The following is a 20,020-nucleotide window of genomic DNA, read 5'->3' as shown; positions in this document are numbered from 1 at the left end:
CGCCGAGCCACACAACCGAAAGCAGTAGCGCGAACAGCACGCTGCTTTCACGTAGGGCCGCGACTAAGCCAATCGGAGCCTGACTCATCGCCCAAATTACGATCCCGTAAGCGATAAGTGACAGCGCACCGCCAATGGCACTGCGCACCAACACCCGACGCCCCGGTCGCCACCAATGTACACCGGCATAGCGGCGTAGCAAGAATGGCGTGAGCAATGCGGTTAAGCTAAACAGCCACAGCGCATAACGGATCGGCATATCACCGGCGCGAGCCCCCATACCATCAGCCAGCGAGTAGCCGGTGGTGCACAAGGCGGTCGCGCCGATGGTGGCCATTAAGCGCACTCGGCTTACTGTTGGGACTTGAACAGCGGTGGTTTGCGGCGTTCCCGCTATCGGTGACACAGCGCGCACCGCGCTGGCTCGCGCCATCAATAAAATGCCGCCAATCAGCACTACTGCGCCTAGCGCCGCCGTTTCGGGGGGCCATTCCCCGAGCAGCACTGCACCGGCCAGCAGGGTAAGTAACGGTGCGCTACCGCGTGCGAGAGGATAAATCTGGCCGAAATCCCCCAATTGGTAGGCTTTGCCTAAAAATAAGAGATAACCGGTGTGCATCAGGAGTGACAGCATCAGCCAAGGTAATTCGGCCGCGTGTGGCAAGCCGACCCACGGCAGTGGCAACAGGGCAAATAGCCCCGAAAACAGGGCGACCCACTGTACCCCGGTTTGTCCTTGTGGATGACGTTTGGCCAGCGCGTTCCATAGCGCATGTAAAAAAGCGGCCAGCAAAATTGCGGCAAATACGCTACCGGTCACGTCATTCTATCCCTATGAATTAAAAATTTATTTTACTGATTTCGTGCTAGGCAGAATGCGAACTATCTCATGTCCTGCTGTCTCTTATTCTGCAGTGTTGTTACCCGCAGTTTGCATTGACTCGCCGACCACTTAATCTGCCGTTTCATGCATTTCATTTCATCCGCGGGGTTCTCTCTTTTTCCCTCTTACTCTCTATTTTTCTTTTTCTCTTACTTTGGCTCTGCGTGTTACGTGAGCTGTCTATTGGGTTCGTTGCATAGTGAATTGACGTGGCGCGATGGGGGATGAGTGCGGAGTTGTGACTTCTGGCGAAACAAAAGTTCCTGTCTGATCACATGTTGAAATTTTAAGTTCAAAAATCATTGTTAGTGAAATAAATATTCCGTATCGTGATTGCTATGAAATGCCGGAGCGGGGAGCTCGCTTGGGTGAGCACCAAGGAGCATTCGGCGAAAATCATCCGGCAAAAGTAAGCGCAGCCTGCACTTTTGCTGTTTACCCAGCGGGTAATGGAGAATGGAGTCAGTCATGAACAGTGAAAAAAAATTTGATCTGATTTGTATGGGGCGAGTGGCGGTAGATTTGTACGGCCGGCAGATTGGCTCTCGTCTGGAAGATATGGGTAGCTTCGCCAAATATCTCGGCGGTTCATCTGGCAACGTTGCCTTTGGCACCGCGCGCTTGGGGTTGCGCTCTTCCATGCTGGCGCGAGTAGGGGATGAACACATGGGCCGTTTCCTGCGCGAAGAGTTAAACCGCGCAGGATGTGATACCAGCCATCTGATCACTGACCATGAACACCTGACCGCCTTAGTGCTGCTGGGCATTAAAGACCAAGAGACTTTCCCGCTGATTTTCTACCGTGAAAATTGCGCCGATATGGCGATTACCCGTGCCGATGTGGATGAAAACTACATCGCTTCTGCACGTTGTTTGGCGATCACCGGCACCCACCTGTCACACCCGAAAACCCGCGATGCGGTACTGACTGCGCTGCACTATGCCCGCCGTCACGGCGTACAAACCGCCATTGATCTGGATTACCGCCCGGTACTGTGGGGGCTGACATCCTTGGGGGATGGTGAAACCCGTTTCATCGCCGATGAGCAAGTCACCGCGCAGCTGCAAGAGGTATTGGGGCTGTTTGACTTAATTGTCGGCACCGAAGAGGAGTTCCACATTGCCGGTGGCTCAACCGATACCATCGCTGCCTTGCGTAAGGTGCGTGAACTGACCGGCGCGGTACTGGTGTGCAAGCGCGGTCCGCTTGGCTGCTCGGTCTTTACTGATGCTATTCCGGCGACGTTGGATGAGGGGATCACCGTACAGGGTGTGCGCGTGGCGGTCCTGAATGTGTTGGGCGCGGGCGATGCCTTTATGTCAGGTTTGCTGCGCGGCTATTTGCGCGGAGAAAGCTGGGAGCAAGCGTGCGCCTATGCCAATGCCTGTGGCGCATTGGTGGTGTCGCGCCACGGCTGTGCGCCAGCGATGCCGACCGCCGAAGAGTTAGACGACTATTTAAGCCGCGCCGCAGAAGTGCCGCGTCCGGATTTGGATGAGCGTCTTAATCACTTGCACCGCGTGACCACGCGTGCTCAGCACTGGGATGAGCTGTGCGTGATGGCCTTCGATCATCGCAGTCAGTTTGTCGATATGGCGCGTGAGGCCGGAGCGCCGCTCAGCCGTATTTCGCAGCTGAAATCGCTGATCTATGCCGCCAGCCGTCGCAGTGCTGAGATGGCGGGGCTACAAGGGCAAGCGGGGTTATTGTGCGATAGCACCTACGGTCAGGATGTGCTCAATGAGGTTACCGGTCGCGGCTGGTGGATTGGCCGACCGATTGAGCTGCCAGGGTCACGCCCGCTGGCGTTGGAGCACGGCGATATTGGCTCTCAGTTGGTGAGCTGGCCGCTAGAGCACGTGGTGAAGTGTCTGGTGTTCTTCCATCCTGAAGACCAACCACAATTGCGCCGCGAACAAGAGTGTATGGTCAGCGAAGTGTATAACGCTTGTTGCCAAAGCGGCCATGAGTTGCTGTTGGAAGTGATTTTACCGGCCAACATGCCGCGCACCGATGATCTGTATCTGCGCGCCGTACAGCGCTTTTATAACCTTGGCATCAAACCGGATTGGTGGAAGTTACCGCCGCTGCAGGCCGCAAGTTGGCAGACGTTGGATGCCTTGATTGCCGAGCGCGATCCGCATTGCCGCGGCGTGGTTCTGCTGGGCTTGGATGCGCCAGAAAGTGAGCTGGCCGCCGGATTTGCCGCCTCTGCGGCGTCCAGCCGCGTGAAAGGATTTGCCGTGGGCCGCACCTTGTTTGGACAGCCGTCACGGGATTGGCTGGCCGGCAACATTGATGATGACACCCTAATTGCGCGGATCAGTGATAACTATTTGCGTCTGATTGCCTTATGGCGGCAGCGCAAAGCGCAGTGATTTACCTCTGAAGATCTCATCACTTGGGCTTTTCAGACGATTGGATCAGAAAACCATTATTGAGCTTGTTACGGAAATCAGGATTTAAAACATCAACCCTACATTGATTTGATACCGGGATTCGATACCGGAACCGTCTTATCTCAAGGAGCACGATCATGACCGTACAACTGGGCATTAACCCGCTGACCTGGACCAATGATGACCTGCCTTCTCTGGGGGCGGAAACCCCGCTAGAAACCTGCCTGAGCGAAGGTAAACTGGCTGGTTTCGAAGGCTTTGAACTTGGCAACAAGTTCCCGCGCCAAGCCAGTGTGCTGGGCCCGATTTTGGCGCGTCACCAACTGAAACTGGTGTCTGGCTGGTACTCCGGTGAACTGCTGACGCGCAGTGTGGAGGAGGAAATTGCCGCAGTGCAAGATCACCTGACTTTACTGCGCGAGCTCGGTGCTAACGTGATGGTGTTCTGTGAAGTGACGGATTGTATTCACGGTAAGCAGCAAGTGCCGGTCAATCAGCGTCCGCATTTCCCTGCCGAGCGCTGGGCGGAATATGGCGCCAAACTGACCGAGTTTGCCCGCTATACCCAAAGTCAGGGGGTGCAGATTGCCTATCATCATCACATGGGCACCATGATTGAAACTGAGCAGGATATCGATCTGCTGATGCAGCATACCGGTGAGGAAGTGGGATTGCTGCTGGATACCGGTCACCTGACCTTTGCCGGAGTCGATCCAGTAGCGGTGGCGGCGCGCTGGGCAAAACGCATCAACCACGTGCACTGTAAAGATGTGCGCCCAGCGGTCTTGGCCGAAGTGAAGAACAAAAAAATGAGCTTCCTCAATGCGGTACTGGCCGGTGTTTATACCGTACCGGGTGATGGTTGTGTGGACTATCCGGCGGTATTCCGTGAGCTTAAGCGGGTAAATTACCAAGGTTGGTTGGTGGTGGAAGCGGAGCAAGATCCAGCGATTGCCCATCCGCTGACTTACGCGCGCCTTGGCTATAACAATTTACACCGCTTTGCCGAAGACGCCGGCCTGCTGTAAGGGTTAGCCGAAGCGCTCATCGGGTTTAGGTGAGCGCGTATTGTTCTAACTACGATTATTCTAACCACGATTGCTGTCACCCTTATTGTGGTCACCACTCAGCCGGTATGCTTGTCATACTGGCTGTGATTGCATCTAAACCGCACTTTTTAAGTCTTAAATTTAACCGCGATCTTTACACGCTAAGGTTTAAGGAGCTGAACATGCCAAGCCTGTTATCCCGTTACCAGCAGCCTGATGCCACCGGGCAAACTCAAAATATCACGCCGGCGCGGGCGGGCTGGCAGCATGTCGGATTTACTGTGTATGAATTGCAAGCAGGCCAGCAGCTGTCGTTTGCTGCTGATAACGATGAGCGCTGTCTGGTGTTACTTGGTGGGATGGCGACGGTTACCACACCACATGCTGAATACGCGGCAATCGGTGAGCGAGATAACCCGTTTGCCTGTGAACCGGCGCAGTCTGGCGGGCAGCATAAAAAGCCCTATGCCGTATATGTAACGCAAGGCGACAGCTGCCAGCTCACTGCCTTATCGCCGTTGGAGCTGGCGGTATGCCGCGCACCGGGCAAAGGCACCTATCCCTCGCGTCTGATTACACCGGCGGATATCGGCGCGGAGGCGCGAGGCCGTGGTCATAATCGGCGCTATGTGCACAATATTTTGCCTGACACCGCGCAGGCCGATAGTTTGCTGGTGGTGGAAGTGTTCACCGAAGAGGGCTGTACCAGCTCTTATCCTAGTCATAAGCATGACACTGCTAATCCACCGCACGAAACTTATCTGGAAGAAACCTATTACCACCGCATCAACCCGCCACAGGGTTTTTGTTTCCAGCGTGTGTACACCGATGATCGTTCGTTGGATGAGTCGATGGCGGTGTATGACAAAGATGTGGTGATGGCGCCGCGCGGTTATCATCCGGTCGCGACGTTGGCCGGTTACGATAACTATTATCTGAATGTGATGGCGGGTCCTGTGCGCCAATGGCGTTTTACGTGGGAGCCCGAGCATGCGTGGATCAACACTGAGGCGTATGCATAACGCGCCATTGAATTTCACCCCATACAGCAAGGAGGCATACCGCCTCCTTTTTTGTGTCTATGATTTTTGTGTCTGCGATTTTAATCCTTGTCATTAACCTTAACCGGTCGAGGTCGGTGCGGTAGCCGATTGACCGAAAGAAAGTAGAGTATAAATGTGACATCTCGCCGTGCCTGAGTAACAAAAAACACCGTATTCCTGTTATAAATAAAAAAGCCATAAATCGGGCGGGAAAGAGTTTTTATTTTTTGTACTCGACATCTCACTTTCATGCATTAGCAGATGACGATTTATTATTCCCTCTCCATAATGAGTTTGTTCACTGAAATAGATATATTTTAGGGTGAAAATAAAATGGCTAACTCAAATCAGTCTAAAAGTTGGGTTACACTAGACCACAAAATCGCTTTCTTTATTCCTGCCGCATAATCTCCTTGCCAGATATGCGTCATGCATCTCTGCGCCTGCATACAGTCAATTATAACTATTGCACTCCGAAAATAATTATTTCGGCGGTTAGTGATTTATTGATTGTTAATTAACACCTGATTCGTTGTGAATCCAATTTATCTCGAGCTAGTGGCTCGGCGGGATATTATTCGCCTATAACATTAACTTTTCGTTGCGATTAAATATTCCGTTTAATTTATCAAATTAAATAAAATAAGGTCATACCATGGAAAACTTCAAACACTTACCAGAGCCTTTCCGTATTCGTGTTATTGAGCCAGTAAAACGTACTACCCGTGCTTATCGTGAAAAAGCGATTGTTGAGGCAGGGATGAACCCGTTCCTGCTCGACAGTGAAGATGTGTTTATTGACCTGCTGACTGACAGCGGTACCGGTGCGATTACCCAAGACATGCAGGCGGCGATGCTGCGCGGTGATGAAGCCTACAGCGGTAGCCGTAGTTACTATGCGCTGGCCAATGCAGTGAAAGATATTTTCGGGTATGAGCTGACTATTCCAACCCACCAAGGGCGTGGTGCTGAGCAGATTTATATCCCGGTATTGATTAAAAAGCGTGAAAAAGAAAAAGGGCTAGATCGCAGCAAGATGGTGGCGCTGTCTAACTACTTCTTTGATACCACGCAAGGCCACACGCAAGTGAACTGCTGTGTAGCGAAAAACGTCTACACTAAAGAAGCGTTCGACACCTCGGTGACGGCAGATTTTAAAGGTAACTTCGATCTGGAGAAACTGGAAGCGGCGATTCTGGAAGCCGGCCCGGCCAATGTTCCTTACATTGTCAGCACCATTACCTGTAACTCCGCCGGCGGTCAGCCGGTATCTATTGCTAACCTCAAAGCGGTGTATGAAATCGCGCGTAAATACGATATCCCCGTGATCATGGACTCCGCGCGCTTTGCCGAAAACGCCTACTTTATTCAGCAGCGCGAGCCGGGCTATCAAGACTGGACTATCGAAGAGATCACCCGCGAAACTTACAAGTATGCTGATGGCCTAGCGATGTCCGCCAAGAAAGATGCCATGGTGCAGATGGGCGGTTTGCTGTGCTTTAAAGATGAATCCATGATGGATGTGTACACCGACTGCCGCACCCTATGCGTGGTGCAAGAAGGCTTCCCGACCTACGGTGGTCTGGAAGGCGGCGCGATGGAGCGTCTGGCAGTGGGCCTGTACGACGGTATGCGTCAGGAGTGGTTGGCCTACCGGATCCAGCAGGTGCAGTATCTGGTAGACGGTCTGGAAGCGATCGGCGTGGTCTGTCAGCAAGCCGGTGGTCATGCGGCATTCGTGGATGCAGGCAAACTGCTGCCGCACATCCCAGCCGATCAGTTCCCAGCACACGCACTGGCTTGTGAGCTGTACAAAGTGGCGGGGATCCGCGCGGTGGAAATCGGCTCTCTGCTGCTGGGTCGTGACCCTGCAACCGGCAAACAGCATCCATGCCCGGCTGAGTTGTTGCGTCTGACTATTCCACGCGCAACCTATACCCAGTCGCACATGGACTTCATCATCGAAGCGTTCCAAGAGGTGAAGAAAAATGCCCATCATGTGAAAGGGTTGGAATTTACTTATGAGCCAGCCGTATTACGCCACTTTACGGCACGCTTGAAAGAAATTGCCCCTGCTAACGTGAAATCGGGCGCTGAATTAGAAGCAGCACTGTAAATCTCTCTGAGCGCAACAGCAATGTTGCGCTCTTTTTTTGCGTAAAAATAATAAATCCCCCCGATAATCTGAATAATGAGAGAGCACAATATGGAACGGAGTCCCTCTTTAATAGGTGGTTCTTGTATTATTGCCAGTGTGTGTGTCGGTGCAGGTATGCTGGGATTACCCAGTTCCGGGGCCGGAGCATGGACGCTGTGGTCAATTTTAGCAATCGCGATTACCATGGTGGTGATGACGATATCTGGCTGGATGCTGCTAGAAGCCTTTAAACATTACGATCTGAAAGTCTCTTTTAACTCCGTTACCAAAGAACTCCTCGGCGAGAAAGTTAATTTCTTCAATAATCTGACCGTCTATTTTGTCGGCGGAATATTACTGTATGCCTATATCACTTCCTCTGGATTAATTATTCAAGATTTGATGGGGATAAACAGTAAAATTGCCTCCGTTTTATTTGTGCTCTGTTTCTCATTATTCGTTTGGCATTCCACCCGCGCCGTAGACCGTATTTCGGTTATTTTGATTGCCTTCATGGTATTAAGTTTCGTGTTCGGCGTTTCGGGTTTAGCCAGCAAAGTGAATTTGTCTATCTTGTTCGACTCGGTGAGCCAAGAACATCAATATGCACCGTATGCGATGGCGATGTTGCCGGTAGCCCTGACCTCGTTCGGTTATCACCACTCAGTGTCCTCTATGCGCGCCTATTACGGCTGCGAGCATAAAGCCAAGCGCGCCATTTTGGGCGGTACGGTGATTGCGCTGGCGCTGTATTGCCTGTGGTTGGTGAGTATTTTCGGCAACTTGCCACGCGATCAGTTTGGTCCGGTGATCCAACAAGGCGGGAACGTTGATGTGCTGTTAAAGCAGCTGGGCAGTGTGATTGAATCGGCTAGCATTGCTAAAGCTATTCATGCGTTCTCTATGGCTGCGATCCTCTCATCGTTCATTGGTGTGGGTCTGGGGGTGTTCGATTTTCTGGCGGATTTCTTCAAGTTTGATGACACCAAAGTGGGCCGGACCAAATCTTGGGCCGTCACTTTCTTCCCGCCGCTGTTGATGTCGCTGCTGTTTCCTTTTGGTTTCGTGGTGGCAATCGGTTACGCAGGTGCGGCCGCCACCGTATGGGCTTGTATTATCCCCGCGTTGCTGGCGTATAAATCACGTGCCATGAAAGGAGGACAAGAGGGCTTCATCGCGCCGGGTGGCCAGCCGATGATCATTATGGTGATTCTGTTTGGTCTGCTGACGGCTGTGTTCCATTTCCTGTCTATGCTGGGGCATCTACCGGTCTTTAATGGCTGATGGTCTACGGTGTTAGGTCATGTCACCGATGAGGTCTGGCCTAACACTGCGTTTTGTTCCGCTGTATTTGCCGTATGCGTCCCGGTATGCGGCTTTTTTGTCTCTCTCTTTCCCTCTCTGTTTTGCTCTTAAGTTTTCCCTGTCTGACTTTTGCTACGTGTATTGATGAGCTGTTTAATCGCCAGCCGTTAGGGTGCTCGGCTTTCTGGGGGTTATGACGTGTTCCGAAAACTAAGCGCTGAGTCATTGCTGAAGGGCTAGCCTCATTCCTGTCAGTATGTCGCACTACACATCAGAAGCAGTAAAGTTATGCTAAAATTGTTACCATTAAGCAATACCCTCGTTTCTTGCGAACTCAAGAGCGTCGTGATGGAAAGAGGGGGACGGACACGCAGGCAAGGCGAAAACAGCCTTTGCTGCCCAATATCAGGACGATGACGCAGAGACAGTTATTCTGCACTGGCGTGAGCAGTACGTGATCAGAGTGCGCATGATCAACGCGGTGTACTCGCTTTACGCTTTTATAATCAAAACGTTAATACAGCCGGACTTGCACTGTTGTCCGGTTTTCGCAGATGGAACAACATGGATAAAAAAACTGCAGTCAGTTTACTGGTGGCCGCATCGTTATTAGCCGGTTGCGCGGCAAAACCTGATCAAGCGCAAGCGAGCAGTGCGGTCGATAGCCAGATTAATGACCCGTTTGAAGGGTTTAACCGTACGATGTGGAAATTCAACTACGACGTACTGGACCCGTATATTCTGCGTCCATTAGCGGTCGGTTGGAGTAATACCCCTAAGCCGATTACTTCCGGCATTCGTAATGTGCTGAGTAATCTGGATGAGCCAGCCTCTGCGGTGAACTACTTGCTGCAAGGGCAGCCCAAAGAAGCCATTGTCCATTTCAACCGCTTCTGGATTAACAGCACCTTTGGTCTGTTAGGTCTGGTCGATGTGGCTGGCGCTGCCGGTATGCAAAAAGAAAATCAGCGTGAGTTTGGCCATGTGCTGGGCCATTATGGCGTCGGTTTTGGTCCATACGTGATGGTGCCAGGTTATGGCTCATTTACGCCACGACAGGATATCGGCGGCTTGGTGGACTCCACCTATGTGCCGTTGGCGCTGATCACACCATGGGGTAGCGTGGCTAAGTGGGCGTTGGAAGGCATTGATAGCCGTGCTGATGCGTTGGATAAAGATGCTCTGCTGCGTAATTCGCCAGACTCGTATATCTTGTTCCGTGACGCTTATTTCCAAAATCAGAACTTCATTGTCAGCGGTGGCCGCGCGCCGACCACTGAAAACCCGAATGCCAAAGAGCTCAACGACGTCATTGATGAAATTGATTGATGCGATGACATTGCGCTGAGTTGTTTGATGGCATGACAACATGGTCGACAGGCCAGAAACGGTCAGCCGTCACTGACTCTAGAGCAAAAAATAAAGGCACCGTTAGGTGCCTTTATTTTTTTTATCCTGCAATGGCGACTGATGCGTGGATCAGAAGCGGTAAGTCACTTGCACACCGGTCAACCAGATATCACCGCTGGCTTGTCCGGTGAACGTCCCCATCATGCCCGCTTGTGCATCGTTCGCGATGTGTGGACGTGGCTCAGAGACATCCGCTTTTTTACCGGCAATGTAAGTCAATGCGGCATCAACAGTCAGGTTCGGGGTGAAATCATGGCCGACCCCCGCACTGAACCAGTAGCGATCCATTTCTGGAATACTTAAGGTACGGTTTGCACTATCAACCGCTGAGCGATCGTAAGCAACGCCACCGCGCAGGCGAGTGCTATCGTCCAGTGTATAAGTGGTACCTAACGCTAAGCGGTAGCTATTACGCCAGTTTTCAACTTTCACTGTGTCATTACCCAGACCTTGGATATCAGCTACCAGCTCTTTGAATTTGCTCCACTCGGTCCAGTTCAGGCTACCGTGCACTGCCCATTGTGGGGTGATCTGATGGAATGCTGCCAATTCAGCGCTGGCCGGCAAGGTCAGTGGCAATACACCAGGATATTGACCATTGCGTTGCCGCATCGCCATATCATAAACCAGCCCTTCAGCGTGTCCACTCAGGCCCAGTTTAATTTGTGAATGGTAAGCGGCACCGATGCGGGTATCTTTTGTTGGTTGCCAAACAGCACCGGCTTGCCAACCCCAGGCATGGTCATCGCCTTCCATGTATTTGAGGGTTTTACCGGCAAATGGTTTAGTTTCTGGCAAGGCGCTCAGATAGTAAGGCGCGCTAGCACCAATTGAGCCTTCACCTTGTACGTAGCGAACACCGGCGCCCAGTTGCCATTCGTCACTCAGTTTGTAAGCAATGTTCGGATTGAATTCAACTGTGCGAACTTTGGTGTGGTTACCAAACTGGGTGCCAGCAAAGGAGCTTTCCAGATCGGTCGACATACCAAAGTTAGAATTGATGGCTAAACCTGCAAACCAACGCTCGTTGATTGGCATTGCCGCATAGGCATTCGGGATCCACGCATCACCGGCGACATCACGAGCCTGGGTTGCGATTTTGGTATGCAGTGGCGTGGTGGTGGTGCCTTTCAGGTCGATATTCGGGTTAACGTAAATCGCGCCAGCAGACACATTCAGCGAATCGAATTGCGCCAACAGCGCTGGGTTACGGGCTTGAGCGGAAGCATTGTCAGCGATGGCGGCTTCACCTGCGAAGGCGCGGCCAAGGCCAGTAGCTGAGTATTCAGCTAATTGAAACCCTGCGGCATGGGCTTGCATTAACAGTCCACCGGAAAGCGCACCGGTAATCAAACGCGCAATATTCTTCTTGTTCATTATAAGTAGATGTCGTTGGAATGGAGAAAATGTGTATCGGCATGGTAGTGCGCTCAATCCCTAATACAAATCTTCTTCAGTAATGGGTATAAAAACAGAGTTTAAAACTATAATTTATTAATTAAATGAAATTTTATATCGAGTCTCGGCGAATGCCTGTACGCTCAAATTGAATTTCAGCGTACAGCTGTTTTTCACGGTGTACGCTGAAGTTGGTTGATTTTAAAGCGGTTTTTAAGCGCAATGATGCTCATTACATGCCGATTCATAGAACCGCTGAGGTATTTTAGTTCGCTCAATAAGCTATCGATATATCAAAATGAAAGGGAATATTTTGCTACCGCTGTGCGCCATTATTATGAGTTGATAGTAATGTTAGGCAGGAGTAACAGGTACAAAAAAGCCGGTCATGATGACCGGCTTTTTAGCATTCAGAAAACATCCTCGAGAATGTAGGGATGTATCCGATACGCGATATTAGAAGGTGTAGTTCAGACCAACGCTGTACAGGTACGCATCACCCTTGGAATCGAATTGGGATGGAATGTTACCGACAGGCGATTGGAAGTCTTCTTTAAAATTAGCACCACGGCCGTTCAGGTACGCAAAGCCAGCATCAACGCTCAGGTTCTTATCAAACGCATAAGTGGTACCCAAGGTATACCATACACGATCTTGATCCGGGATAGAGATTGACGGGTGTTTGCTAGACGCTTTTTGGTCATAGGCTAAACCTGCACGGAAAGTCCACTCTGGGCTGTAGTAGTAAGTACCACCCAGCGCATAACGGTAAGCGGTTTCAAAGCTTTCGTCTTTTTGCAGACACACACCACCGGCACATTGAGAGCTGGTCGCTTTTAACTCTTCAAATGCATTCCAGCCTGTACGCATGATGCCGTAGCTCAGCGCAAATTGCTCATTCAGACGGCTATACCCAGAGATTTCCCAGATATCTGGCAGATCCACTTTCAGGTTAGCCGGAACGGTTTGATTTTTTGATGGGATACCGCGTGAATCACCATCAAAGTCTAATTTCACTTTAGAGCGGTAGGTCAACGCCAAGCGGTTGGCTTCGTTGATTTCCCACATCGCACCGATGTTCCAACCAAATGCCCAAGTGTCGCCTTTCAGATAGGCGATTTCGGTTGAGGCTGGTTTTTGTAATGCTTGGCCTAAAATGCCGGCATGACGAACAAGCTCAGCGTCAGCATATACCGCGTTCAAGCCCAAACCAAAACTGAACTGCTCGTTTAAGCGGTAAGCTGCACTTAAGTTAGCGTTTACGGTGGTCAGTTCTGTTTTACCGCCTAAGAAACCGGCACTAAAATCCGTTGGGAAGTCGGTAGAGAGGCCGTAGTTAGAAAACAGTGCGCCACCCAGAGCCCATTGTTCATTAACTGGATAAATAACCGCGCCAAACGGTACTACCGCTGATGGTGCGATATCACTGGCATTGGCTGGGATTTTGCGCGGGCCGCCAGTAGTACCATTCACATCCACTTCTGGATCGATATAGGTTAAACCACCAGAGATAGACGGCGCATCGAACATCATCATGGCGGCTGGGTTGCGGATCACGACTGCGGCGTTGTCGGCCACGGCACCTTCACCGGCGAAAGCACGACCCAGACCGGAAGCGGAGTGCTCACCAATCTGATAGCCGGCGGCGCTGGCATTGGCGGATAATAAGGCCACTGCGGTAGCCAGAGCTGATTTGGTTAACAGGTTCTTCTTGTTCATATACAGATTCTCTGTCTGTGATTATTATTTGCGGTCCCCCCTTCATGGAGGGTTGCGCGGATTGTAGGGGCTTAGCCGGTCTGCTGAAATCAGACCAGTGGTCAATATAAGCGCAAAATAACCTTTTGTTAACACTTTTTCAGGCTGTTTTGTTCGAAAAACAGACTCATATTGACCATGAGTAACGTTATCATTTTTAATTGGATAAAGATGATAATTAAAAGTTTATTGCAAACAGGTATTTATAAATATTTCAACTGAAACGTAGATATTACGCGGAATGTGAGCTGAAACGTGGATTTTTTCACGCTGATTCATTCAGATAATACATAATTCAATCTTTTGTTAACACTTGAGCAATCAAATCCAGTGCTAAAAATGAAGCACATAATTCCTGTTGGGTCAGACTGATGAGCCGTGTATGATAATCCCATACCTTATTTGAGGTTTTGGCTGTTTGATTTTATTCGGCTCACGAGAGGACCTATTTATGTCTAATGATATCTGCCGCGCACAAGAAACCGCTGCTTGCTGCTGTATGGATGTTGGCACCATTCTGGATAACACCGATTGCACTGCTAGCCTTGAGAAAGTTTTTGCGACCAAAGACGAGGCGGAAGCATTTTTGGCCAAGTGGACTCAAAAAGCTCGTGATATCGAATCTGAACCGTGTGATATCACCAGCGATATCACTGAGATTGCTGATGGTTTCAAGCTGAGTGCAGATTTCTCTTTCTCCTGCCAAGCTGAAACGATGATTTTCCAGCTGGCGCTGCGTTAATCTACGCGATAAACCTGCATGCGTTGCGGGTGTTGGTCGCACCGTGTAGGGCGAGGCTCTAATGCTTGTCTGCCGATACGGTAAAATAGCGAACAAAATAAAAGGCCGTATCCTTGGATACGGCCTTTTTTCATGCATCTTTTCTCAGGCGCCTTTTCTCATGTAGAGCATTATTAATGCACTCGGAGAATCGGATTAATCCTTGTCATCCAGCTTGAGGCTGATTTTCGGAAAATCATCATCTCGGCGTAAATCAGTGACCGGCGTACTGACTGTCGGTGCACTATTGCTGTTATAGCTGCGGATCCCACGGATTCGATGCAGTAACTGGCGCAGTGTCTGCGGATTCCAGCTGCTCTTATTATCTTTGCTACGGCGCAAACGGGTTAGCTCACGATCGATAGCATCGCCACTTGGCAATTCAGCAAAGTGAGTGAACTTGCGCCCCGGCCAACGTTGACGCGCCCATTGGCTGAGCGCGCGGGTGATCTGCGCCGGCTCATGGCTGTTGAGAGCTTGCTCTAACTCCAACCAGGCTTTTTCTTCCGGCTCCGGCTCACTTGGCATCATTAATGACAGGCGGCTGAGTTCGTTGCGCAAGCTGCGTTTTTGACTGAAATGCCAGTACAGGCCACCGGCCAGTAAGAAACCACCGAAGATCGCAATGTAGCCAAAGAGGTTAGCGTAGTTCTCTTTCGGTTTCACCATCGGCACCACCGGCTGACTGAGCGCTGGATTACTGCTGATCACCAGCGGCTGAGCTGCCAGTACGGCAGTTTCGGCTTTTTCGGTCTGGGTATTCCACCAGGTCAGGCTGATTTCAGGCAGCATCACATTATTGGCGGTGCGCTTCGGCATCAGAATATGGCGAATTTCCAGCTCGGTTTCCCCATTCACGGTGCGGCGTTGCTCCACCGGTTGGGCATGCAAACTGAGTTCGGCAGGGTAGACAATCTCAGGCATCACCAGTGGCTTATCGCCCAAACCACGAGCGCGCAGACGGATAGTCCGAGTCAGCGGCTCCCCGACTTTCGCTGCGGTAGGCTGCGGGAACCAGGTCTCTTCTAACGAAACTTTCTCTGCCGGTAGCCAGTTGGCGGCTAAGTCTTTTGGTAGTGGGCGGACGTTCAACGTAACCGGCATGGCTTCCGCGTAGGCATTCAGCGGTGGCTGCAATTGGCTGCTGCCACGCACAGTACCGCGAAAACGGATATTGCTGATGGTGATGTTACCCGGCTCATGCGCCATGATTTGATAGCGGCGGCTGACAATCTGGTAGCGGTTACCATCGCGCATTAAGCTCCAAGAGCGGTCTTGGCCAACTTGGCGCAAGGTGCCGTTGCTGAGCTCAGGCGTAGAGAGCACGCCATCGAGCAATTCGCTGGCCAGCTCCAAATCGATATCCAGATATACCGCTTCATCTGGATAGGCGACCGGCTTAGACAGGCGCGTATTCAGTACCGCTTGATCCAAGGTGATCACCGGTTTTGCTGGCTCGGCAGGTACTTCTTCTTTTTTCTCTTCCACTTTTGCCGGCACCACATTAAAGGCCAGTGGTTGGCTGGCGATGTTATCGATAGTCAGTGCCGGAATTTGGTAATTACCGGTTTGATCCTGCATCAACGTGGTTTTCCAGCGGGTTGCCGCCGGTTGCTTTTTATCGGCAGGGATCTGGTTATATTCGGTGTTACCGACCACAAATGACTGCCCAAACAGCGGGGAGAGATCCAGCGCCTCATTGGGCAGCAGATCATCGGCGGTGATGGTCAGGGTAAAAGGTTGCCCTTGTTCCACCGGCTCTTTATCAATACTGATATCCAGTTTGGTCAGGGCCTGTGCCAGCGGGCTGAGGCTCAGACAGAGCAAGGCTATCCCTGTTTTCCAGAGTGTTATTGAGCGCAAGGTATCGCGTACCATCAGCATAATGGTGACTATGTCCGAATCGAGTGAAATAACACGCATCCTGTAACCGGTCGATAACCGGCCACGTATCAGCACAAACAGAGCGGCGTATTGGCGACGCTGTAATGGAAACTTTTCCTAGAAAAAAGTAAGCAAAAAATATGCCTTATCTTGGAACGGTCAGGCAAGGTAAGGGAAGTAAGACACAAGGCAGAGGAGGTGAGTCCGCCGTACCGACCCACGAATGCTGAGCACGGCGAGAGTGAGCCACGGCCATCGGTGGTCGTAGTTATTGTGACTCGTGGGGTGGGTAACAATTGACACCGTGCAGTCAAAAAAATGACAGCGTCATTGTGTCTTCATTGTGTCTTCATTGTCGGAGTGGTTGGCCTTGAGGCTAAACACGAGGGATAGATCTTCAACGTTACCGGCTAAGCCATTTCTGCCTCAAACAGTTGTTTGAATATTGTGAACAAGAGGTTACACTCAAGGTGTTCAGGTCTGACCAGCACGGCAGACTGGCGCGCCTATTTCTGAAAGGAGTTCACATGAAAGCGGTACAAAACCTTACCACGCGTAGCGGTGAGCGTATTGCGGTGGTGGCAGGATTACGCACCCCGTTTGCCCGTCAGGCGACGGCATTTCACGGCGTACCGGCGTTGGATCTGGGAAAAATGGTGGTCAATGAGCTGCTGCTGCGTAGTGGCCTTGATCCACAACTGATTGATCAAGTGGTGTTCGGCCAAGTGGTGCAGATGCCCGAAGCGCCCAATATCGCCCGGGAAATTGTGTTAGGCACCGGAATGAGCATTCATACCGATGCGTACAGCGTTTCACGCGCCTGTGCGACCAGCTTTCAAGCCGTCGCCAATATTTGTGACAGCATTGTCAGCGGCACAGTCGAAACCGGCATTGCCGGTGGCGCCGATTCCTCTTCCGTACTGCCGATTGGTGTGTCGAAAAAATTAGCGCGCGCGTTGGTGGATTTAAATAAAGCGCGCAGTCTCAGTCAGCGATTGAAGATTTTCTCCAGCCTACGTTTGCGCGATTTACTGCCGGTTCCTCCGGCGGTGGCAGAGTATTCCACCGGCTTATCGATGGGGCAAACCGCCGAGCAGATGGCCAAAACCTATCACATTAGCCGCGCCGAGCAAGATGAGCTGGCGCTACGCTCGCACCATCTGGCTGCGCGTGCTTGGGCCGATGGCTTGTTGGCCGATGAAGTGATGACGGCGTATTCGGCTCCGTACAAAGCGCCGCTAGAAAAAGATAACAATATCCGCAGTGACTCCACGCTCGCCGATTATGCTCGTCTCAAACCGGCCTTTGATCGCCGCCACGGTACGGTGACGGCGGCAAACAGTACGCCGTTGACCGATGGCGCTGCTGCCGTCATGTTGATGAGCGAAGGGCGCGCCAAGGCGCTTGGTCTGACCCCGCTCGGCTTTATTCGTAGCTATGCTTTTGCGGCTATCGATGTGTGGCAAGACATGCTGATGGGGCCGTCTTATGCCACGCCACTGGCGCTTGAGCGTGCTGGCGTCACCTTATCCGATTTGACCTTGATTGACATGCACGAAGCCTTTGCCGCGCAAACCTTGGCTAATTTGCGGATGTTTGCCAGTGCGGATTTTGCACGCGATAAATTAGGCCGTAGCCAAGCCATAGGCGAAGTAGATATGGACAAATTCAACGTGCTGGGCGGCTCTTTAGCCTATGGTCACCCGTTTGCGGCCACCGGCGCGCGGATGATCACCCAGACATTGCGTGAGCTGAAGCGCCGTGGCGGCGGATTGGCATTGAACACCGCGTGTGCCGCCGGCGGATTGGGTGCCGCCATGGTATTGGAGAGCGAATAATGACTACACAAAGCGCATTTTCCTTAATGGTCAGGGATGACGGGGTTGGCGTACTGACCATGGATGTCCCTGGCGATAGTGTAAACACCTTGAAAGCTGAGTTTGGCGAACAGATCCGCGCGATCTTATCCGATCTGAAAAATCGTAATGATGTTCGCGGTCTGGTGCTAATTTCCGGTAAAACCGACTCTTTTGTCGCCGGAGCGGATATCAGCATGTTGGCCGCCTGCCGTAGCGCCGATGAAGCGGCAACTTTATCGCGCCAAGGGCATGCGGTGATGGCCGAGTTGGAAGCGCTGCCGTTTACCGTGGTGGCGGCGATTCATGGCGCTTGCTTAGGCGGTGGGCTAGAGCTGGCACTGGCTTGCCACGCTCGCGTGTGTACCGAGCATGATAAAACCCAACTGGGGTTACCGGAAGTGCAGCTGGGTCTGTTGCCTGGCTCTGGTGGAACGCAGCGTCTGCCGCGTCTGATTGGCGTTGCCAAGGCCTTAGATTTGATGCTGACTGGGCGCAGTGTACGGGCAAAATCAGCGCGTAAAATGGGGTTGGTGGATGATGTGGTTCCGCCGAGTATTTTACTGCAGGCCGCCGCAGAGTTGGCATTGCAACCGAAACCGAAACGCAGTAAACCGGGCGGTGCGATGGGCTGGTTGCTGGAAGGCAACAGCGCGGGGCGCAATCTGGTGTTCAATCAGGCGACCAAGCAAACCTTAAGTAAAACCCGTGGCAATTATCCCGCGCCTGAGAAGATTTTGGATGTGGTGCGGTGTGGCTTAGAAAAGGGCATGGCCGCTGGTTTAGAGGCCGAAGCGCGCGAGTTCGGTGAGCTGGTAATGACCCCAGAGTCTGCCGCACTGCGCTCGATTTTCTTTGCCACCACCGAGATGAAAAAAGAGCGTGAAGCGGGCGCTATGCCGCTGCCGCTCAAGAGTATTGGTGTATTAGGTGGCGGCTTGATGGGCGGCGGGATTGCCTTTGTGACCGCCAGCAAAGCCGGGTTACCGGTGCGCATTAAAGATGTGGCCAGTGCGGGGATTAACCATGCGCTGCGTTACAGCTACGATATTTTGAACAAACGGGTGAAGAAGAAAATCCTGCTGCCTGCGCAGATGCAAAAACAGATGCTGATGCTCTCCGGCGGGCTGGATTACACTGCGTTTGCCGAGCGCGATCTGGTGGTCGAAGCGGTGTTTGAGGATCTGAAACTCAAACAAAAGATGGTGGCGGATGTTGAACAACATTGCCGCGTCGATACCGTGTTTGCCTCCAATACCTCCTCATTGCCGATCGGTCAGATTGCGGCGCAGGCGCAGCGACCTGAAAATGTGATCGGGCTGCATTATTTCAGTCCAGTCGACAAAATGCCGTTGGTGGAAGTGATCCCGCATGCCGGCACGTCGGCGCAGACCATCGCGACCACGGTCGAATTTGCGCGTAAGCAGGGCAAAACCGCCATCGTGGTGGCGGATCAGGCCGGTTTTTATGTTAACCGGATTCTGGCTCCGTACATGAATGAGGCGGCGCGCTGCCTGTTGGCCGGTGACAGTATCGAGCATATTGATGCCGCGCTGATGGATTTTGGCTTCCCTGTAGGCCCGATTACGTTGCTGGATGAAGTGGGCATTGATGTCGGCGCTAAGATTTCGCCTATTTTGCAAGAAGCGCTCGGTGAGCGTTTTGCTGCGCCTGACGCCTTTAGCGCCCTGCTCAAAGATGATCGTAAAGGGCGTAAAAATGGGCGCGGTTTTTACCTGTACGGCAAAAAAATGCGTAAAGGGAAGAAGCTGCCGGATACCTCCGTGTACAAGGTCCTGGGTGTACAGCCGAGTACCAACCAAGATCCACAAGAATTGGCCGAACGCTGTGTGCTGATGATGCTTAATGAAGCGGCACGCTGTTTAGATGAAGGGATTATCCGCAGCCCACGCGATGGGGATATTGGGGCGATTTTCGGTATCGGTTTCCCTCCGTTCTTAGGCGGCCCGTTCCGTTACATGGATCGCATCGGCGCTGCACAGCTGACAACCCGTCTGCAGGAACATGCGAAACGGTTTGGCCAACGCTTTGAACCTTGTGAGCGCTTGTTGCAGATGGCGCAGGGGAATGAGAAATTCTATTCAGAATAATAAGA

14 protein-coding genes are annotated in these 20,020 nt (G+C 51.9%); 10 read left to right on the top strand and 4 right to left on the bottom strand.

The annotated features are described in order from the left end of the window. On the bottom strand, positions 1 to 820 hold an 820-nt coding region (locus L975_RS08560; RefSeq protein WP_047708135.1), incomplete at its 3' end, for a membrane protein. Positions 821 to 1,351: 531 nt separating this feature from the next. Here L975_RS08560 and iolC point away from each other — a divergent pair. The 7 genes from iolC (at position 1,352) to L975_RS08530 (ending at position 10,146) form a co-directional block, all read left to right on the top strand. Beyond that, a complete protein-coding gene (gene iolC, locus L975_RS08555) occupies positions 1,352 to 3,262 on the top strand; it encodes a 5-dehydro-2-deoxygluconokinase (RefSeq protein WP_047708133.1) in 1,911 nt (636 codons plus the stop codon). A gap of 158 nt (positions 3,263 to 3,420) precedes the next feature. Beyond that, the gene (iolE, locus tag L975_RS08550) at positions 3,421 to 4,311 is read left to right on the top strand and encodes a myo-inosose-2 dehydratase (RefSeq protein ID WP_010862163.1); all 891 of its coding nucleotides are present in this window, start codon (positions 3,421 to 3,423) and stop codon (positions 4,309 to 4,311) included. Positions 4,312 to 4,514: 203 nt separating this feature from the next. Further along, the gene (iolB, locus tag L975_RS08545) at positions 4,515 to 5,354 is read left to right on the top strand and encodes a 5-deoxy-glucuronate isomerase (protein WP_047708132.1); all 840 of its coding nucleotides are present in this window, start codon (positions 4,515 to 4,517) and stop codon (positions 5,352 to 5,354) included. Positions 5,355 to 5,708: 354 nt separating this feature from the next. After that, positions 5,709 to 5,783 carry a tryptophanase leader peptide gene (gene tnaC / locus L975_RS18740; RefSeq protein WP_071596455.1) on the top strand — a complete coding sequence of 25 codons (75 nt, stop codon included), beginning with the start codon at positions 5,709 to 5,711 and terminating at the stop codon, positions 5,781 to 5,783. A gap of 247 nt (positions 5,784 to 6,030) precedes the next feature. After that, a complete protein-coding gene (tnaA, locus tag L975_RS08540; RefSeq protein WP_047708130.1) occupies positions 6,031 to 7,491 on the top strand; it encodes a tryptophanase in 1,461 nt (486 codons plus the stop codon). A 90-nt stretch (positions 7,492 to 7,581) separates the two neighbouring features. Next, the gene (locus tag L975_RS08535; RefSeq protein ID WP_010862160.1) at positions 7,582 to 8,796 is read left to right on the top strand and encodes an aromatic amino acid transporter; all 1,215 of its coding nucleotides are present in this window, start codon (positions 7,582 to 7,584) and stop codon (positions 8,794 to 8,796) included. A gap of 585 nt (positions 8,797 to 9,381) precedes the next feature. Further along, complete coding sequence (locus L975_RS08530) at positions 9,382 to 10,146, top strand: MlaA family lipoprotein (RefSeq protein ID WP_010862159.1); 765 nt, start codon at positions 9,382 to 9,384, stop codon at positions 10,144 to 10,146. A 150-nt stretch (positions 10,147 to 10,296) separates the two neighbouring features. On the opposite strand, the gene L975_RS08525 is transcribed toward L975_RS08530, so the two are convergent. Beyond that, positions 10,297 to 11,604 carry an outer membrane protein transport protein gene (locus L975_RS08525; RefSeq protein ID WP_047708129.1) on the bottom strand — a complete coding sequence of 436 codons (1,308 nt, stop codon included), beginning with the start codon at positions 11,602 to 11,604 and terminating at the stop codon, positions 10,297 to 10,299. Positions 11,605 to 12,081: 477 nt separating this feature from the next. Beyond that, positions 12,082 to 13,344, bottom strand: coding sequence for an outer membrane protein transport protein (locus tag L975_RS08520; RefSeq protein WP_047708128.1), 1,263 nt, complete (start codon positions 13,342 to 13,344; stop codon positions 12,082 to 12,084). Positions 13,345 to 13,834: 490 nt separating this feature from the next. Between L975_RS08520 and L975_RS08515 the strand changes: the two genes are divergently transcribed. Beyond that, entirely contained in the window at positions 13,835 to 14,125 is a 291-nt protein-coding gene (locus tag L975_RS08515) for a YfcZ/YiiS family protein (RefSeq protein ID WP_010862156.1), read from the top strand. 195 nt (positions 14,126 to 14,320) lie between these two features. Here the strand turns inward: L975_RS08515 and L975_RS08510 are convergent, their stop codons facing one another. Then, positions 14,321 to 16,087 carry a BatD family protein gene (locus L975_RS08510; RefSeq protein ID WP_081632794.1) on the bottom strand — a complete coding sequence of 589 codons (1,767 nt, stop codon included), beginning with the start codon at positions 16,085 to 16,087 and terminating at the stop codon, positions 14,321 to 14,323. A 488-nt stretch (positions 16,088 to 16,575) separates the two neighbouring features. On the opposite strand from L975_RS08510, the gene fadI reads away from it, so the two are divergent. Beyond that, on the top strand, positions 16,576 to 17,886 hold the full coding sequence (gene fadI, locus L975_RS08505) for an acetyl-CoA C-acyltransferase FadI (RefSeq protein ID WP_047708126.1): 1,311 nt from the start codon (positions 16,576 to 16,578) through the stop codon (positions 17,884 to 17,886). Beyond that, the gene (gene fadJ / locus L975_RS08500; protein ID WP_047708125.1) at positions 17,886 to 20,015 is read left to right on the top strand and encodes a fatty acid oxidation complex subunit alpha FadJ; all 2,130 of its coding nucleotides are present in this window, start codon (positions 17,886 to 17,888) and stop codon (positions 20,013 to 20,015) included. Before fadI ends, fadJ begins: the two co-directional genes overlap by 1 nt. Positions 20,016 to 20,020 lie beyond the last annotated feature (5 nt).

This window comes from Plesiomonas sp. ZOR0011 (assembly GCF_000800945.1).
Lineage (GTDB): Bacteria > Pseudomonadota > Gammaproteobacteria > Enterobacterales > CAMTGL01 > Plesiomonas > Plesiomonas shigelloides.
The sequence above is the reverse complement of the archived record's forward strand: the minus strand, read 5'-3'. Positions and strand labels throughout refer to the sequence as shown.

What these genes read in the sequence shown, in the direction of transcription:
- iolC (WP_047708133.1), top strand. Translation starts at nt 1,352, where the DNA reads ATGAACAGTGAAAAAAAATTTGATCTGATTTGTATGGGGCGAGTGGCG.
- iolE (WP_010862163.1), top strand. Translation starts at nt 3,421, where the DNA reads ATGACCGTACAACTGGGCATTAACCCGCTGACCTGGACCAATGATGAC.
- iolB (WP_047708132.1), top strand. Translation starts at nt 4,515, where the DNA reads ATGCCAAGCCTGTTATCCCGTTACCAGCAGCCTGATGCCACCGGGCAA.
- tnaA (WP_047708130.1), top strand. Translation starts at nt 6,031, where the DNA reads ATGGAAAACTTCAAACACTTACCAGAGCCTTTCCGTATTCGTGTTATT.
- L975_RS08535 (WP_010862160.1), top strand. Translation starts at nt 7,582, where the DNA reads ATGGAACGGAGTCCCTCTTTAATAGGTGGTTCTTGTATTATTGCCAGT.
- L975_RS08530 (WP_010862159.1), top strand. Translation starts at nt 9,382, where the DNA reads ATGGATAAAAAAACTGCAGTCAGTTTACTGGTGGCCGCATCGTTATTA.
- L975_RS08525 (WP_047708129.1), bottom strand. Translation starts at nt 11,604, where the DNA reads ATGAACAAGAAGAATATTGCGCGTTTGATTACCGGTGCGCTTTCCGGT.
- L975_RS08520 (WP_047708128.1), bottom strand. Translation starts at nt 13,344, where the DNA reads ATGAACAAGAAGAACCTGTTAACCAAATCAGCTCTGGCTACCGCAGTG.
- L975_RS08515 (WP_010862156.1), top strand. Translation starts at nt 13,835, where the DNA reads ATGTCTAATGATATCTGCCGCGCACAAGAAACCGCTGCTTGCTGCTGT.
- L975_RS08510 (WP_081632794.1), bottom strand. Translation starts at nt 16,087, where the DNA reads ATGCGTGTTATTTCACTCGATTCGGACATAGTCACCATTATGCTGATG.
- fadI (WP_047708126.1), top strand. Translation starts at nt 16,576, where the DNA reads ATGAAAGCGGTACAAAACCTTACCACGCGTAGCGGTGAGCGTATTGCG.
- fadJ (WP_047708125.1), top strand. Translation starts at nt 17,886, where the DNA reads ATGACTACACAAAGCGCATTTTCCTTAATGGTCAGGGATGACGGGGTT.